General features: G+C 62.4%; 13 protein-coding genes. 7 read left to right on the forward strand and 6 right to left on the reverse strand.

Annotated features, from left to right (window positions below; genetic code table 11):
* Positions 1–66 precede the first annotated feature (66 nt).
* Genes M2368_RS13515 through M2368_RS13525 form a run of 3 tightly spaced genes read right to left on the reverse strand, consistent with a single transcriptional unit; the run spans position 67 to position 4151 of the window.
* Positions 67–1212: a flavin reductase gene (locus M2368_RS13515; RefSeq protein ID WP_105656459.1), complete on the reverse strand. Its 1146-nt coding sequence runs from the start codon at positions 1210–1212 to the stop codon at positions 67–69.
* On the reverse strand, positions 1209–2639 hold the full coding sequence (locus tag M2368_RS13520) for an MmgE/PrpD family protein (RefSeq protein WP_498724588.1): 1431 nt from the start codon (positions 2637–2639) through the stop codon (positions 1209–1211). The genes M2368_RS13515 and M2368_RS13520 overlap by 4 nt, the downstream gene beginning before the upstream one ends.
* 15 nt (positions 2640–2654) lie before the next feature.
* Positions 2655–4151 (reverse strand): 4-hydroxyphenylacetate 3-hydroxylase N-terminal domain-containing protein, encoded by a 1497-nt coding sequence (locus tag M2368_RS13525; protein WP_498724589.1) that lies wholly within the window; start codon positions 4149–4151, stop codon positions 2655–2657.
* 247 nt (positions 4152–4398) lie between these two features.
* Here M2368_RS13525 and M2368_RS13530 point away from each other — a divergent pair, with 247 nt between their 5' ends.
* Together M2368_RS13530 and M2368_RS13535 are read left to right on the forward strand one after the other, a co-directional pair.
* Positions 4399–5769 carry an MFS transporter gene (locus M2368_RS13530; protein WP_498724590.1) on the forward strand — a complete coding sequence of 457 codons (1371 nt, stop codon included), beginning with the start codon at positions 4399–4401 and terminating at the stop codon, positions 5767–5769.
* Between the two features lie 168 nt (positions 5770–5937).
* Entirely contained in the window at positions 5938–7266 is a 1329-nt protein-coding gene (locus M2368_RS13535) for an NtaA/DmoA family FMN-dependent monooxygenase (RefSeq protein ID WP_498724591.1), read from the forward strand.
* A gap of 3 nt (positions 7267–7269) precedes the next feature.
* Here M2368_RS13535 and M2368_RS13540 read toward each other — a convergent pair whose 3' ends face one another.
* A complete protein-coding gene (locus tag M2368_RS13540) occupies positions 7270–8208 on the reverse strand; it encodes a LysR substrate-binding domain-containing protein (protein ID WP_166650760.1) in 939 nt (312 codons plus the stop codon).
* Positions 8209–8307: 99 nt separating this feature from the next.
* On the opposite strand from M2368_RS13540, the gene M2368_RS13545 reads away from it, so the two are divergent.
* Together M2368_RS13545 and M2368_RS13550 are read left to right on the forward strand one after the other, a co-directional pair.
* Positions 8308–9867: an FAD-binding oxidoreductase gene (locus tag M2368_RS13545; RefSeq protein ID WP_105662285.1), complete on the forward strand. Its 1560-nt coding sequence runs from the start codon at positions 8308–8310 to the stop codon at positions 9865–9867.
* A gap of 290 nt (positions 9868–10157) precedes the next feature.
* On the forward strand, positions 10158–10421 hold the full coding sequence (locus M2368_RS13550) for a hypothetical protein (protein ID WP_105662284.1): 264 nt from the start codon (positions 10158–10160) through the stop codon (positions 10419–10421).
* Positions 10422–10473: 52 nt separating this feature from the next.
* Here M2368_RS13550 and M2368_RS13555 read toward each other — a convergent pair whose 3' ends face one another.
* Positions 10474–10749 carry an SDR family oxidoreductase gene (locus tag M2368_RS13555; RefSeq protein WP_402735450.1) on the reverse strand — a complete coding sequence of 92 codons (276 nt, stop codon included), beginning with the start codon at positions 10747–10749 and terminating at the stop codon, positions 10474–10476.
* A 280-nt stretch (positions 10750–11029) separates the two neighbouring features.
* Complete coding sequence (locus tag M2368_RS13560) at positions 11030–11740, reverse strand: GntR family transcriptional regulator (protein ID WP_166650759.1); 711 nt, start codon at positions 11738–11740, stop codon at positions 11030–11032.
* 136 nt (positions 11741–11876) lie between these two features.
* Here M2368_RS13560 and M2368_RS13565 point away from each other — a divergent pair, with 136 nt between their 5' ends.
* The 3 genes from M2368_RS13565 (at position 11877) to M2368_RS13575 (ending at position 16264) form a co-directional block, all read left to right on the forward strand.
* A complete protein-coding gene (locus M2368_RS13565) occupies positions 11877–13859 on the forward strand; it encodes a flavin-containing monooxygenase (protein WP_498724592.1) in 1983 nt (660 codons plus the stop codon).
* A gap of 2 nt (positions 13860–13861) precedes the next feature.
* Positions 13862–15232, forward strand: a complete 1371-nt coding sequence (locus tag M2368_RS13570) for a carboxylesterase family protein (RefSeq protein ID WP_498724593.1) — start codon at positions 13862–13864, stop codon at positions 15230–15232.
* Positions 15233–15379: 147 nt separating this feature from the next.
* Positions 15380–16264, forward strand: coding sequence for a VOC family protein (locus M2368_RS13575; protein ID WP_332498763.1), 885 nt, complete (start codon positions 15380–15382; stop codon positions 16262–16264).
* Position 16265 lies beyond the last annotated feature (1 nt).

Below are 16265 nucleotides of genomic sequence, written 5' to 3' on the forward strand. Positions count from 1 at the left end.
AAAGCCACGGCGGCAGGCTGGATCTTCCAACCTGCCGCCTTTCCACAGTGGCTATCGCCTCAATGCCTAAACCTGGCCGCCATGGCGGGCCACTGCTTCACGAGCCAGCGCCTTGCCGAACTCGGTGTGCGCGGCAAGCGCTGCCTGGGCCGCTGGCGCGTCACCGGCAGCCAGCGCTTCAGTCAATTCGGCAACGTGGCGGTGGTCCAGCTGGCGCGACCACTGCTCTGCGGTCAGCGCTTGGCGCCAGACGGTGCCAATTCCCAAACGGCGGAAGGAATCCACCAGCTGGCTGGAGCCGGCAACGCCAACCAGAGCATCGTGGTAGGCGACATTCAGGGCCAAGAACTCTTCCAGGTCGGATTCCGAAGTCTCACGCAGGTCAGCCAGCTTCGCGGTGATCTCGCGCAGGCTGGAAATGGTCTCTTCGGAAATCTTGCCCAGGTGCGAGGCGATCACCCCGGACTCGATGGTGGCGCGCGAGTCGTAGGCCGAATCGGTCAATTCTGCGGTAATCGGCTTTGGCTGGTATTTTCCGGTTTCGGTGCGGAAGACCAGGTGCTCGCTTTCCAGCTTCACCAGCGCGTTGGCTACATGATCAGCGTCGGCCCGGGAAGCCGCGGCGATGGCATCCACGTCGAGGTCTTCGCCCAGTGGACTGGTGCGCAGCAGCACCCAGGTGCGGGTGGCCTGGTAGGCAGCCAACTCCTTGGTGGGCTCGAGGCGGCCCATGGTTCCGCGGTAGTAGGCCAGCGGTTCGCGGTCATGGGCTTCAGCGTGGCTGACCAGTCCCAGGAAGACGGTGTGGGTACCGCCGGTCGGGGTTTCGGCCACATGGCATACGATCGTGGCCAATGCGCCGTCAATCAGCGGGATGCCCTCCGCGGAGAGGGTATGCGGCACGGTGGCGAACTTGTCCTCGCCCTTGCGGCCGAAGTGGAAGGCCAGCGCGCCCTGGTCCTCGGCCAGGATGTTGATGCCGAAGACGCCTGCTTCAACTACCCGGTCATGGGTGGAGCTGGAGCGGTTCAGGCAAGCGAGCATCATTGGCGGTTCCATCGACAGGGAGGACACTGCCGAAGCGGTGGTGCCGTAGAGCTGGCCGTCCACGGCCGTGGTGATCACCGTGACGCCGGAGGCGAAGTGGCCGACGACGTTGCGGAAGGTGTTCATGTCTACTGGGGTGACCGATTCAAGGTTGGTGATGCTCATGGGAGTTGCTCCTGGTAATTCGGGGTGAAGTTTCTAGCGGGGTCCAGCGCCGCCATCAGATCAGTCAGATCCGGTGCGCTGGCGAGGTGTTCGAGCTGGTGCTGCAACGCGTCCTTGCGTGCTGCCAGTTCTGGATGCGAGAACTCGAGATTCTTCGAGAACTTCTCAACTACCTGGTCATGCTCCAGGGATGTGCGCAAGATGTTTCCGTCCGGGTGCTCCACGCGCACGTGGCGCACCTCGCCGCTGCGCAGCCGTGCAGTGATCTCCGCCGTCAGCCGCTGGCTGTTGGGCAGGGTGCCGGCTAGCTCGATGCGCCCGAGCATCTGCGCCAGCTCCGGGTCCGCCAGCGCGCTGGCGGTCAGGTGCTCGGGGCGAACCGTTCCGTGGATCAAGGCGATCGCCGCGGTGGCGTGCACCGAGAACAGGGCTGCCACGGTGCGGGTGTCCCCCGCTTCGAAGCGCGCCCCGACGAATCCGTTCAGGGTCCGCTCGCTCAGGTGGACGGTGAGGCATTCGATGTCCTTGTAGCCCACCGTGCCGTCGGCCACCAGTTCAGCGCAGGCCTGCAGCGAAGGCTGCGCGGCCCGGCAACTGGCAAAGGGCTTGATCGTGCAGTCCCCATGGAAGCTCACGCCAAGATCCGCCACCGCCAGTTCCGGCTGCGCGTCGATGCCGAACAGCTGGAAGTAGCCGTGCTTGCCGGTCAGCGGATCATCCGCCGCCTTCATGCCGGCTTTGGCCAGCTGCGCGGCGGAAATTCCGGAGCGGGCGGCGAAGGCCATGGGCAGCTTGAAGCCGTTGGCCCCATCGAAGATCGCCGCCACATTGCCCGAAGCCTGGTTGACCGCAATGCCGATGGCATGGCGTGCCTGCGCCTTGTCCAGGCCCAGCATCCGGCTGGCGATTCCAGCGGCGGCCAGGGCATTCAAGGTGCCGGTATTATCCTGCCCCGAGTACACGTCGAAGCCGCCGGCGATGGCCAGGCGGGCTGCCAGGTCATCGCCCAGCGCCAGCGCGGCCAGTGCTTCTTCTCCGGTGGCGCCGGTGGCTTCGGCCAGGGCCAGCACGACGGCCACGGTGGTTCCGGAGATGTGGGCGGCGACCTGCTTGCCGGCCGGGCCTTCGGCTTCCACCGGCTCGAAGTCGAAGGAGCGGATCAGGGCCGCGTTGACGAAGGCCGCGGAGGTGGCCGGAAGCTTGATTCCGGTACCCAGCACGGTTGCTTCATCGCCGTGGCCCCAGGCCTGCGCCGCTTCGATAAGTCCGGCAATGTCGTCGGCACGGTGCCCTGCCAGCCCAACGCCCACCGAATCCAGCAGGCGCTGCTTCACGCGCTGGATCGTGGCCGTCGGCAGCTGGCCGTACTGGGTTTCCAACAGGTGCTCGAGCAGCGCATCGAGCACATCGGGCGTCGGGTTAGCCATGATTTTCCTGCTTCCCTAGGCGCGCGTTGCCGCGGCGTCCAGGTCCAGCGCGGCCTGCTCGGCGATGACCGGACTGATCCCCACCTCGGCGAACATCGCCTCGAAGGCACCGGTCTCGCCCTTCATCTGCGCCTTGCGGTGATCCAGCCCGCGGGCACGGCTGACCGACCCCAGGTAGAAGCGCTCGTACAGTTCGATGCGGCTGCCCAGGGCGGATCCGGCGAAGTCCCAAGCGGTGCGGAAGATCTTGGCGCGTTCCTCTGGCGCGATGCCGTTGGCTCCCGGCAGGTACTTCTTGAGCAGTGGGCCCAGGCGCGGGTCCTCGAAGGAGGCCGCGGTCGGGGTGGCCAGCAGGTTGTGGCTGCCCATGGACTTGATGATGTCGTTCACGCGGGCCATCCAGATGGGCATCATGGTGCGCAGCGCGGAGATGTCGTCGTGGCAGAAGAACGCCCCGCCGCCCCATTCCGACGCGTTAACCTCGGCCGAGTGGATCACGGCGCGGGCGATGCGCAGGTAGGAATAGATCTCGCCGAGCATCGATGCGGTGTCCGGCTTGTTGTCGGTGGCGGTGACCTTGGCCATCTGCACGCACAGGTCGTAGGCGAACTCCAGCTTCACCGAGGCGCGGATGGCGGTCTGCTGCTGGGTGTTGCCGGTGGCGGTGCCGGCGTTCAGGGAATTGTAGACATCGAGCTGGCCGTCGATGAACACGCGATCCCAAGGGACCAGCACGTCGTCGAAGATGATGACCGCATCCTGCTCGTCGAAGCGCGAGGAGAACGGCTTGTCCACTACCGGCTGGTCCACGCCGTAGTGGTCGCGGCAGACCGAGACCACGCCGCTGGTGGCGACCGGGATCGCGAAGGACAGCGCGTATTCCTCGTAGCCCTTCTGGATGGGCACCGCCGGGTAGACATAGAGCTCGTCGGCGATCGGGCCCAGGGTGGCGAGCATCTTCGCGCCGCGCACGATCAGGCCTTCAGCGGTGCGGTCCACCACGCGCAAGGTCAGCTCTTCATTGATGCCCTGCAGTTCGCCGACCGACTTGTCGATGGCCGCATGCACGATGGTGTGGGTCAGCGCCAGGTCGTTTTCCTGCACATGGCGCCAGTAGTTCTCCAGGCGCTCGTAGTAGACCGGGTCGCCGGATTTGGCGAAGATGTCCGGGCGCGAGGCGTGGCCGGCGAGCACCACGTTGACGTAGTCGGGGGTGCGTCCGAGCATGCCATTGGAGTAGCGGGCCAGGCGGTCGAACGCGCGGTGGCGGCGGGCGATGTCTTCTGCGTTCTTGGGACGCAGCAGGGAGACGTTGTGCTGTTCGCCAGTCTGCTCGTCGTTCATCAGGCAGTCATCGGCGTACTTGTGCTGGTAGTCGAAGTAGGCGGCCATGCCGTTGATCGAGCCGGCAAATGCCGAGTGCTCGGTGACGTCAATGCGCTGATCGCCCAGCCAGACCTCGCGGGAATCCTTGAGCCCTGCCAGGTACTGCTCTCCAGTGCGTGCACTCATCTTCGCTGCTCCTTATCGGGCGTCCCGCTGAGCGGGTTCAAAAATATATTCTGTGCATCAGTTTATATAACTTGTGTGACCCAGATCAAGCTCTGGACCGAAGAATTTTTTCAAACCCGCAGGATTACAGGGTTTTCAAAGGCCGAAGAAAATATTATCTGTCTTAAAATGCGTAAAAAGTGGACAAGGTTAGTGAAATGGGCCACTATGGCTTAAGTCACATCAGCGATCAGGAAGGGTTCTCGACGTGTCCGACTCGCAACAGAACCAGCCAGTGCCGGCAATGGAGCCAAGCGACTCCCTCAACACCAGGGATTTGCGCCGCATTCTCGGATCCAGCTTCTTGGGCAGCGTCATCGAGTACTACGACTTCATCTTGTACGCCACTGCGGCGTCGCTGATTTTCGACAAGGTCTTCTTCGGCAACCTGAGCCCGGGCTTGGCACTCTTCGCCTCCTTCGGCACCTTGGCCGTCGGGTACATTGCCCGCCCGCTGGGCGGCATCGTCTTCGGCCACTTCGGCGACCGCCTTGGCCGCAAGAAGATGCTGGTGCTTTCCATGATGATGATGGGCGTAGCCACCGTTGCCATTGGCCTATTGCCGACTACCGCAACCATTGGCGCAGCTGCCCCGGTCATCCTGGTCTTGCTCCGCGTGGTCCAGGGAGTCGCAGTTGGCGGCGAATGGGGCGGCGCCACCCTGATGGCCCTGGAACATGCACCCGCTTCCAAGCGCGGTTTCGCAGCATCCTTCGCTAACGCCGGCGCACCGGCCGGTGGCCTGCTGGCCACCTTCCTGGTTTCCTTCATCTCCTTCTCCACCGGTGATGCGTTCTTGGAATGGGGCTGGCGCATTCCGTTCATCTTCTCGGCAGTCCTGATCATCATCGGCATGGTGATCCGCCTGAAGGTCGCAGAAACTCCGGTCTTCCAGGAGCTGGATGCCAAGGCCTCCGAGCGCAAGCAGGAGCGCAAGACTCCTATCTCGCTGGTGCTGAAGAACCATTCGCGCACCGTGATCATCACCCTGATCGCTTCCCTTGGCTTCTACACCTGCCAGGGCGTGCTGACTTCGTGGGGCGTTTCCGAAGCCGCGGCCCAGGGCGTGGACCGCTCCTTTGTGCTGAACACCAAGGGCTACGCGGCAATGGTCACCATCGTGGTCTGCCTGTTGGCCGCCAAGCTCTCGGACAAGTACGGCCGGAAGATGATCCTGACCATCGGCGGCACCGCCGGCATCCTCTGGGCTTTCCCGGCAGTCTTCCTGATGAGCAACGGCACCGGCTGGGGCTTCGCAGTTGCAGTCATCGTCGGCAACGGCGTCATCCAGGGCATCCTGGCCGGACCGATCGGCGCCTACATCTCCGAGCTGTTCCCAGCTGATGTCCGCTACACCGGCGCCTCGCTGGCCTACCAGGGCTCCTCGACCCTTGGGGCCGGCTTCACCCCGATGATCTGCACCGCGCTGGCCGTCAGCTTCGGCATCACCGCCGTAGGCATCTTCTGGGTGGCAATCCTGATCGTCGGGCTGGTCGCCATCCGCATCAGCCCGGAAGGCGCCGCCCTGCCTCCCAAGGCAGCCGCGTCAGCGCCGTCCAACGCAAAGCTGAACGCCTGAACCCCGGCACTGGTCCGCGTATCAGTTGATACGCGGACCAGCTTTTAACACCTAACATCAATTTTTCTGAACCCTATGGCGCAAAAGTTCTCCATTTACGACTTTAGAGACTCTTGAAACCATGGACTCAGTGCTTCCCGTCACATCCGCAGGAAAGGATGAGTTTCAATGACTCCCAAGAACCCCCAGCACATGGTGCTCACGACCTTCATGCTCCCCGCTGGTTACCACAAGGACTCGTGGCGCATCGACGGCTCGCGCTCCGAGGAGCTGGCCAACCTGGAATTCGTCTACGACCTGACCAAGATGGCTGAAGACGCCAAGCTGGACGCCATCTTCTTCGGCGACATCGTCCATGCCAACACCGTGATGCGCGGCGATATCAAGATGAACGGCTTCTACGAGCCGATCTCGGTACTTTCCGCACTGGCAGCACGCACCAAGAACATTGGCCTGATCGGAACCGTTTCCACTTCCTTCTCGGAGCCTTACAACCTGGCCCGTCAGATGGCCGGACTGGACCACATGTCAGGTGGCCGCGCCGGGTGGAACATCGTGACCAGCTCCGATGGTTTCCAGAACTTCGGCATGGACTGCGCGCCGGATCCGGCCACCCGCTACCGCCGCGCCACCGAGTTCGTCGAGGTAGCCAACCAGTTGTGGGATTCGTGGGAAGACGACGCCGTCACCAACGACAAGGAGTCGGCATGGTACGTGGACACCGACAAGATCCATCCGATCAACCATGAGGGCGAATTCTTCAAGGTGCAGGGCCCGATCAACATGCCGCGCAGCCCGCAAGGCCGCCCGGTGCTGGTGCAGGCCGGCTCCTCGGGACCAGGCATGGAACTGGGCTCCTCGGTGGCCGATGGCATCTACACCGCGCAGCCGCTGAAGGAACCATCGGTGGAGTTTTACGCCAAGTTCAAGGCGATGGCGGCTGCCAAGGGCCGCAACCCCAACGACATCAAGATCATCCCGGGCATCCTGCCGATCCTCGGCGACACCCAGGCCGAAGCAGATGAGCTGGCCGAGGAACTGGCCAACCACATCCACCTGGAAAACGGCCGCGTGCAGGTGGGTGCCGATCTGAAGATGGATCTGTCCTCGCTGGACTTCAACGAGAAGATTCCCGCCGAGTGGTTCTCCGATGACCCGGCCCTGGGTTCGCGCTACCAGATCTACCGCCGCAAGTCGGTGGACCAGGGCATGACCCTGCGCGAGCTGATCGTTGACCTGGCCCGCTCCACCGGACACCAGTGGATGGCCGGCACCGCCTCGGCAGTGGCAGACCGCATGATCGACTGGTTCGATTCCAAGGCCTGCGACGGCTTCAACCTGAACGCCCCGTTCAACCCAGGCGGCTTCAAGCTCATCTGCGACAAGCTGATCCCTGAATTGCAGAATCGCGGCTACTTCCGCACCGAATACGAGGGCACCACCCTGCGGGATAACTTCGGATTGTCCTACCCGTCCTCGATCCGCACGCGCGTCTAGCCGCTAGCTGCGCCGGCCCGCATTCTCGAAGAGTTCCGCGGCGACTTCCACCCAGGCTTGGGCACGGGAGTTCAGCCGCGAACTGCGAGGCCAAGCCACCGAAACCGGAACCACGGCGATATTTTCGTCATCGAGTTTCAGCGGCTTGAGCACCACGTTCAGCTCTTCATAGGGTGCTTCCAGGGCCGGCTGCTGGAACAGCACAGCCACCCCGCGGCCGGTACTGACCAGCGAGCGCACGGTCGCATAGGAACGCGAGCGGTGCCGGATCATCGGTTCCAGCCCGCTGCCCTGGTACAGGCCGAGGATGCGCTGGGTGATCGGCTCGGATTCGAAGAGGACCAACGGCTCGTTCGCGATTTCACGCAATGACACCGACGGGCTGGCGGCCAGCGGATGCCCGGAAGGCAGCAGTATCTGGGCCTCGGCCATCGCCACGGTGGCCGAACGCAAGGCTGGTGAGATCTCCGATCCGTAGAGGAAGGCGACATCGATGGAACCATCGAGCAGCGCATGCTGCATTTCCTGGTGGAACCCCTCCAGGAAATCGACCTCCACCTTCGGGCATTGCTGGGCAAAGGCACTGAGCATAGGCGGAATGATGATCGGGCCCAGGGGCATGAAGCAGCCAACGGTTAACGGGCCGGCAAGCTCTTCGCGGGTTCCCTGGCCCATGGTTTCCAGATCATGGGCCCGCTCCAGCAGTTCCCGGGCCTGGAGCAGCACGGTCTTGCCGGTCGCGGTCAACGTCAGCCCCTTGGCCCGGCGCTTGATCGCCAGCTCGGCACCGACGATGCGTTCGAGTTCCGCGATGGACATGGAAATTGCCGAAGGCGCCAGATGCAGCCGGCGGGCAGCTTCGGCCATGGTTCCAGCCTCGGCCGCGACAACGAAGTGCCAAAGCTGGCGCAAGGTCAGTTGCGGGTGGGACACAAGATTCATGTCATCAAGCATATTGATGACGGCACGAAACAAAGCAAGTTTTTTAGATTAAGACAGTGGGGCCGCGGCGTTCGCCGATGGCCAGTGGAAGGGTGAATCATGGATCGTCGTGAAGAATTTCTTGAGGCAGCCAAGGAAATCGTTGGCGCAGAAAACGTTGTTTCCTTGGGAGATTCCGAGGGCTACTTGGATCCCTACCCGCTGAACCCGGGCCGTACCCCTTGGCCCGGCATCCGCCCGGCTAGCACCGAGGAAGTGCAGGCCATCGTCAAGCTGGCCACCGAGCACGAGGTACCGTTGTGGACCTTCTCCTGCGGCAAGAACCTGGGCTATGGCGGCCCCGAACCACGCGATACCGGGATGGTGGCGCTGGATTTGAGCCGCATGAACCGCATCATCGCGGTCGATGACCGGCTGTGCTACGCCGTGGTGGAGCCCGGCGTCACCTTCTTCGATCTCTTCGAATACATCAAGGAACGCGGCCTGAAGGTCTGGATGTCGGTTCCGGCCTTGGGCTGGGGCTCGGTCATGGGCAATATGCTCGACCGCGGCTACGGCATGACCCCGCTGGGCGACCACGTGAAGTCCTTGTGCGGCATGGAAGTGGTCATGCCCGACGGCGATCTGGTCCGCACCGGCATGGGCGCGATGGACGGCACCGAGCTGGGCCCGATCTTCCAGGGCGGCTTCGGCCCGACCTTGGACGGACTGTTCACCCAGTCCAACTACGGCGTGGTTACCCAGGTCGGACTGTGGCTGATGCCGGCACCGCACACCTACGTCAATGGCGATATTTTCGTCGACGACGAGGCGCACCTGCCGCAACTGATCGACATCCTCACCACCTTGCGCCGCGAGGAAATCATCCAGAACAATGCCCTCTGCGGCAATGTGGTGCGCGCGGCAACCATGCGCGGATCGCGCGCCGACTTCTGGGATGGCGAAGGTTCCATTCCCGACTGGCGCCTGGAAGAAATGCGCCAGGAATTCGGCATTGGCCAGTGGAACTGCAAGTTCGCCTTCTACGGCGACCGCGAACTGTGCGAACGCCGCCTGCAAATCGTCAAGGACAGGATCAGCGTGATCCCCGGTGCCCGCGTTGACGCCCGGTTCTACTCGGGAGAAGAAGGCTTGGCCTTGCAGCATGAGGACATCGCCGCCCAGGACCGCACCCAGATGGCCGGCGTCCCGACCTTGAAGCCGCTGTCCACCGTGGGCTGGGCCGCTGAAAACGGCGGACACATCGACGCGGCGCCGATCATCCCGGCCCGCGGCGAACTCGTGGCCGAGTTCTACCAGGAAGCCAAGAAGCTCTACGCGAAGCACGGCTTCGACCTGTACATCGGGTACCACCTGTACCCCCGGCATATGGTTCACGTGACCATGATCTTCTTCGAGCGCGGCAACCAGGAGATGCTCGCCCGTGCGCGCGCCCTGTACTCCGAGCTGCTCGATGCGGCCCGCGCCCGCGGCTACGCACCGTACCGCAGCCACGTGGACTACATGGACCGCATTGCCGACGGCTTCGACTTCAACGACAACGCAGCACGCCGCCTGCAGGAGAAGATCAAGGATGCACTGGATCCGGCGGGGATCCTGGCCCCTGGCAAACAGGGCGTCTGGCCTGCGCGCTTCCGCGATCAGCGCTCCAGCGTCTAGCCCCAAGCCCGTGCCTTGAGCCACGCATGATCCCCTCACCGCAATAGGCAGTGGGGGGATTTTCATATGGCTCTTCCCCGGAATTAGCATCGGCAGAGAATTGGGCATACGCCCCCGCCAGCTCGGAAGATGCTAGGAAAGTACAGCACATTCCATTTTTTACATGCGTTGATTTAATGAACCATTGATATAAAGTGGAGAAGATCGGGCACAACGCGCAATCGTGATCACACTGGTATTGAGCATATGCAAACCGACGAATCCCGCATGAGCGCCAGAGGAGCAGTTAAGTGAAAGACTTCTTCCAGTCCCTGTCCAAGCGTGCATTTGCGATCCTCATCGCTATCGTGGTTCTGATTCTGATCGCAGTGCCAACAGCTCTGATGTCAGGACTTCTGAGCAGTATCTTTGATTCACCGGCAGAAGGCATCCGAGTATTTTTCATCATGGTCGGCGCTGGCGCAGTTCTCCTTGTATGCGAGCTATTCATCGAAGATGCACGCGAACGCCGCCAACTGAAAAAGCGGGCTCTGGCATCGGGCAAAAAGAAATAATCTCCTGCTGGCACTAGTTTCGTTCCCGCCAGCATCCGCATCCACGCCGCTGCTAGAGACCGCGCGCAAAGCCACCGTCAACGCGAACGTTCTGTCCGGTCATGTAGCTTGACTCGTCGCTGGCCAAGAAGCGCACGGCCTTGGCAATCTCGGTGGTGCTGGCAGCACGGCGCAATGGAATCTTCTGGACCCATGCTTCAGGAACCGTGCTCGGGTCTTCCTTGGTGAAGCCGGGAAGCACGTTATTCATGCGTATGCCCTTGGGCCCGTATTCATCGGTGTACACCGGCGAGGGCCAGGCACTCCAGGCTATCAATTCCTTGCGCAATCAGTTCCTTGAACGAAAGCATTCACGCTACTGAACTCCCATTCTGGCTTCTTAAGCTGGGTCGCTGCGAAAAGCGGCGACCCAGCTCTTGCCTTGATAGCGCCGCAAAACAGGCTTGCCGGCCATCCGCGTTGCCAAAACACTGCCGGGATAGAGCCCGGATGCGTGCAGCATCATGATGGAAACTGCGCTTGCGCCGGCTCCGGAACCAGTCGGAAATGTTCCCGCTGCAGCAATCCGGGTCAGGGTCTGGGCGTGGGAATGCCCACGAAGGTTCTGGCTACTTGAGCAGCTTCACGTGCGGCAAGCAGGCTAGCCCGACCTCGCCACCGTTTTTCACCGCACTGAGCGTGGTTTCGTAGTGCGCGCGCAATAGCTGGCCAGCCAGTTCCGCATTGCGGTCCAGGGCGGCGTTGAGGATATCGCGATGCTCCTTGTCCAGGTCCCGCTTGGCGTCACGGGTGGCCGGGCCGGCCCAGCGTCCATAGAGCTGGATCAGGTCAGACAGGGTGCGAGTCACCTCGGTCAGCAGCGGAACACCACAGGCCTCAACGAGCTTGTCATGGAAGTTCTGATGCGCGTGATTCCATGCCGGGGTGTGGTTATCCGGGTCTTCGTCCGAACGGCGCGGCGTGCGCTCCAGGGTGTGGTGCGCTGCCATCAGCTCGCTCTCCCACTCCAATGGCGCACGTTCGAAGCCCAGCGAAATTGCCAGCTGCTCGTTGACGCAGCGCATCTCCACGATGTCGCTCAAGTCGGCCAACGACAGTTCCGGGACAAAGAAGCCCTTGTTGGGGCGAAGGGTGACGAGCTTGTCCCCCACCAGCCGGGTCAACGCTTCGCGAATGACCGTACTGGAGGTTTCGTAATGCTCAGAAAGATGCGTGAGCTGCAGCCGGGCACCTGGTTCCCAGCGCCCATCCAGGATATCGGTGCGCAGGGTGTCGCGGATGTGCTTTGACATCGTCTCTGAATCGGTGCGTTTCGCCATGACACAAATCATACCAAAGTCGGCAAAGAATACATTTTTAGTTGACTTATGCATAACCAAGAGGTGACACTGGTTACATCACGCGCCTGCCAGACCCTGTCGCGCACGGCCCGAAAAGACTTGCTAGGAGTAACCAATGAGCGAATCACTGATCGAGACCGCCGCCACCAAACAGGTAGATGACCTGTACTGGCGCGCAAACTACTCTGCTATCACCGAAAGCGACGAGCAGCTGCGCAAGATCGTTGCAAGCACCGACCTGCCGCCACTGATGGTGGCCCTGGCCGCGGCAACCGGCGATTACTCGATCCTTCGTGATGAGCTGCGTCCACCGCAGCCGCCGGTTGACACCGTGGGCCAGCCGCACGGTGGCATGGACGCCGCAGCTCAGGAAGCGGCCCGCGAATTGGCCTTCCAAGCACTGCGCCGGATCCGCGATGAAAAAATCACCTCGGTGGAGACCCTGGACGACGAGCAGGCCACCACGATCCTGGACTGGATCACCAACCAGGCCACCACCGATTACCACCAGATGCTCAAGCACGACATGGCATTGGTTCCCGAAGTGAGCGGCGCACCGGCCTTCACCAAGGAACAGGTTGCTCCCACCCGCGACTTCACCGTGGCAGTCATCGGCTCGGGCGTGGCCGGCATGGCCGCCGCTTACCGGCTGAAGCAGGCCGGCCTGGACTACACCGTCTTCGAGAAGGGCCACGAAGTCGGCGGTACCTGGTGGAAGAACACCTACCCGGGCGTGCGCCTCGATACCCCCAACTACGCCTATTCATTTTCCTTCGCGCAGCGCGATGACTGGCCCCAGCAGTTCTCCGAAGGCCCCGAGATCCACAAATACACCCGCGACGTCGCGGAACGCGGCGGCATCACGCAGAACATCCAGATGGGCACCGAGGTGCTTTCGGCTACCTGGGATGAAGAAGACGGACGCTGGGTGCTGTCCATGATCGTGGACGGCGGCGAAGTCCAGGAACGCCGCTTCAATGCCGTCCTGACCGCCGTCGGCCAGCTGGACCGCCCGAAGTTCCCCGATACCCCGGGCCACGACACGTTCGCCGGCGTCCACGTGCATTCGGCCGAATGGAAGCCGGGCATCGATTTGAAGGGCAAGAAGGTTGCCGTCATCGGCACCGGCGCCAGCGCCTACCAGATCGTCCCAGCCATCGTGGACGAGGTCGAAGAGCTCAAGATCTTCCAGCGCTCCTCCCCTTGGATGCTGCCTACCCCGTTCTACTACGAGGACATGCCCGAATCGGTGACCTGGCTAGTCGAGCACCTGCCGCAGTACGGCCAGTGGCTGCGCTTCTGGCAGCACTGGCTGGGCGTCGAGGGCCGCCAGCACACCACCGCCGCGGATCCTAACTGGACCAAGGAAGGTTCAGTGTCCGCGGTCAACGAGCGCGTGCGCCAGCAGCTGACCGAGATGCTCAAGGAGCAGTACGCCGATCGCCCGGACCTGCTGGCCAAGGTCACCCCGGACTACATCGTGGGCGGCAAGCGCATGCTGCGCGATAACGGCGTGTGGGCCAAGAGCCTGAAGAAGCCGCAGACCACCCTGGTCACCTCGGGCATGAGCGAAATGACCGAGGCCGGGATCATCGATGGCGACGGCACCCTGCACGAGCTGGACGTCATCATCTACGCCACCGGCTTCCAGGCTTCCGAGTTCCTCGAGCCGCTGCGCATCACCGGCCGCGAGGGCAAGGACATCCACGAATACTGGGGCGGCAACGCCACCGCCTTTGCCGGGGCCACCGTGCCGGGTTTCCCGAACCTGTTCATCGTTTCCGGACCGAATACCGGGCATGTGGTCAACGGCTCGCTGTTCTCGATGATCGAGTACGGCCTGACCTACATCCTGGATGCACTGAACATTGTGCTGGAGAAGGATCTGAAGGCACTGGACCTGAAGCAGGAGGTGCTCGATGCGTTCGTGGCGGATCTCGATGCCGCCAACGCGCAGAAGGCCTGGGGCCACCCCGAGGTGCACACCTGGTACAAGAACAAGTTCGGCCGCGTCTCGCAGATCTGGCCTTACCCGATCGTCGAGTACTGGAACATCACCCGCGCGGTCGACCAGTCGCAGTACACGGAAATCCGCTAGGCATGGGGGTTTACAGCTACGCGCAGCGCAGCGCCGGGCGCTTCGGCAAGCTCAGTGAAGCCACCGGACTCACCGCAGCGCAGCCGGCAATTTTCCCGCAGGCCCCAGGTTCGCTCGACTGGCTGCTGGGCCCTGCCTTGCAGGAACTGCCGCAGTCCGAGGATGCTTTCCAGGTTGCGGTGTTCGCGCCCGAGAGCGCCCAGGACCTTCCGGTGATGGTTTTCCTTCCCGGCGGCGGCTTCGTTTCCGGCGCCGGCACCGTGCGCTGGTACGACGCGCAGGACTTTGCCGAGAAGCAGAACTGCGTGGTGGCCGTGGTCAACTACCGCATCGGATTGCTGGCCCACAACCAGCAGGTGGGCGGCGGGAATACGCCGCCCGAAGAACTGCTCTTGGCGCTCGAATGGGTACAGCGCAATATTGCTGAACTCGGTGGCAACCCGCAAGAAGTCACCCTGGCAGGCCAGTCCGCGGGTGCCTTCTGGGCCTTCGTATTGGCCCAGCTTGAGGCAGCCCGTGGACTGTTCGACAGGCTCTACGTTGGTTCGCTGTCCTTCCAGCCGCCGATGGGTGAAACCCAGGCGCAGGAACGCAATGCGGTGATGGCCCAGGCGCTTAATGGCACCGCCTTGGCCGAGGCAAGCACCGAGCAGCTCTTGGCTGCCGGCACAGCACTGGCCCAGGCTTGGGCCGGGCGCGGCTTGGGCCTCTACCCGAGTGCCGATGAGTCCGTTCCGGCGGATCTTTTTGATACCGCGCGGGCAGTCGAACGCCTGCATGTGAAGCAGCTATTGCTGTCCTACACCGCCGATGAGGCAAGTGCCTTCATTGGCATGGCCCCCGAGCAGGCATTCACCCTCGATAGTGTGCGCGGGTTTATTGCAGGGAACTTCAATGAACCGCAAGAAGTCTTCGACGCACTGATTGCCGCAGAACCGCAAGCAACGGCCAAGTCACTCATGGTTAGGGCGATGAGCCTGCACCAGATTCAACTCTATGCCGTGGAATTGGCCGATGCGGCAGCCGCTGCCGGCATCCAGGTGCAGCTCCTGGGCTTCGAAGTTCGCTCCCCGTTGCCTCACGCTGGTTCGGCCCACTGCTTAGAGCTGCCGTTCCTCTTTGGCAACCGTGAGCGCTGGCAGGATGCCCCGATGCTCGATGGCGTGGCCGATGAGCTCTTCGAGCAAACGGCGAAGGTTCTGGGTGATGCCCTAGGGTCATTTATCCGCCTGGGAACCGCAGCTACCAGCGATAATAACGCTCTTGCTGTGCATCAGAAGGGTGCTCAATCGCTGACAGCACTGGGGGAAACAGGCCTGATCAAGCGCGAAATTCAGCGTCAGTTCAGCACCAGGCGCCCGGTCTTGGCCTAGTCTTTGCGCGCCTATTCTTGCGGACCAGCAGGTCCACTTGGGCAGGCGCGCGAGTCTTTTTCCGAAAACACTAGACAATCTAACTTAATGTGAATAATCTAATTATCTAGATCATAATATTTTTATCGTCTACAGAAGGGATCCACCATGGCTTGGGGATTAATCAGGGAAATGGGCCACGTGTCCATCCAGACCAATGACATCGAAGGATCCATCTTCGACGCCACGCAGCTGCTCGGCCTGCGCGTCACCGAACGCACCGGCAACGAGGTCTACCTCGCAGCGAACTCAGTGCACCACGAGCTGACCTACGTCGAGTCCGAAGTCAACGGCATCCACTCCCTGGGCCTGATCGCGCAGAACGGCGACGCGCTGCGCGAGATCCGCAAGCGCGTAGCCAACGAGAACTTCAGAATCGTCTCCGAAACCCCGGTCTCCGCCGGCGTTCAGGACGGCTTCTCGTTCATCGGCCCCGAAGGCTGGATCTTCGAGGTCTACACCGGCATGCAGCACAACGACCGCGGCCTGCTTTCCTTCGGCCCGGACCGCTACGGCCACATCAACTTCCACCCGCGCGACGTGCGCGGCATGATGGAATTTTTGCGACGGATCTTCGACTTCCGCCTCTCGGATGTCATCGGGGATGACTTCGCCTACTTCATGCGCTGCAACCCGGATCACCACGGCATCGCGCTGATCAAGGGCCAGGGTACCTTCCACCACCACGCCTGGCAGGTCCAGTCGATCGGCGACCTCGCCAAGCTCGGCGACCGCCTGGGCGCGGCCGGCCGCGAACTGATCTGGGGCCCGGTCCGCCACGGCGCCGGCCACAATATCGCCGCCTACTACGTGGAAACCTCCGGCGCGGTCGTGGAGCTCTACACCGATTTGGAGCAGATCTACGACGATGAGCGCGATCCCATTGTCTGGGGCGAAGACGAGAACTGGTGGAACATGTGGTCCAACCGCCGCACCGAGGACTTCCGCACCTTCGGCATTCCCACTGTCACCGAACTGAAAACCTTCATCTAGA

Origin of the sequence: Arthrobacter sp. JUb119, assembly GCF_024807995.1 — a bacterium.
In the GTDB taxonomy this organism is placed as follows: Bacteria; Actinomycetota; Actinomycetes; order Actinomycetales; family Micrococcaceae; genus Glutamicibacter.

Excerpts from the sequence above, each read along its gene's own strand:
- M2368_RS13535 (WP_498724591.1), top strand. The coding sequence starts at position 5,938 with ATGACTCCCAAGAACCCCCAGCACATGGTGCTCACGACCTTCATGCTC.
- M2368_RS13560 (WP_166650759.1), bottom strand. The coding sequence starts at position 11,740 with ATGGCGAAACGCACCGATTCAGAGACGATGTCAAAGCACATCCGCGAC.
- M2368_RS13540 (WP_166650760.1), bottom strand. The coding sequence starts at position 8,208 with ATGAATCTTGTGTCCCACCCGCAACTGACCTTGCGCCAGCTTTGGCAC.
- M2368_RS13515 (WP_105656459.1), bottom strand. The coding sequence starts at position 1,212 with ATGAGCATCACCAACCTTGAATCGGTCACCCCAGTAGACATGAACACC.
- M2368_RS13570 (WP_498724593.1), top strand. The coding sequence starts at position 13,862 with ATGGGGGTTTACAGCTACGCGCAGCGCAGCGCCGGGCGCTTCGGCAAG.
- M2368_RS13520 (WP_498724588.1), bottom strand. The coding sequence starts at position 2,639 with ATGGCTAACCCGACGCCCGATGTGCTCGATGCGCTGCTCGAGCACCTG.
- M2368_RS13575 (WP_332498763.1), top strand. The coding sequence starts at position 15,380 with ATGGCTTGGGGATTAATCAGGGAAATGGGCCACGTGTCCATCCAGACC.
- M2368_RS13525 (WP_498724589.1), bottom strand. The coding sequence starts at position 4,151 with ATGAGTGCACGCACTGGAGAGCAGTACCTGGCAGGGCTCAAGGATTCC.
- M2368_RS13565 (WP_498724592.1), top strand. The coding sequence starts at position 11,877 with ATGAGCGAATCACTGATCGAGACCGCCGCCACCAAACAGGTAGATGAC.
- M2368_RS13545 (WP_105662285.1), top strand. The coding sequence starts at position 8,308 with ATGGATCGTCGTGAAGAATTTCTTGAGGCAGCCAAGGAAATCGTTGGC.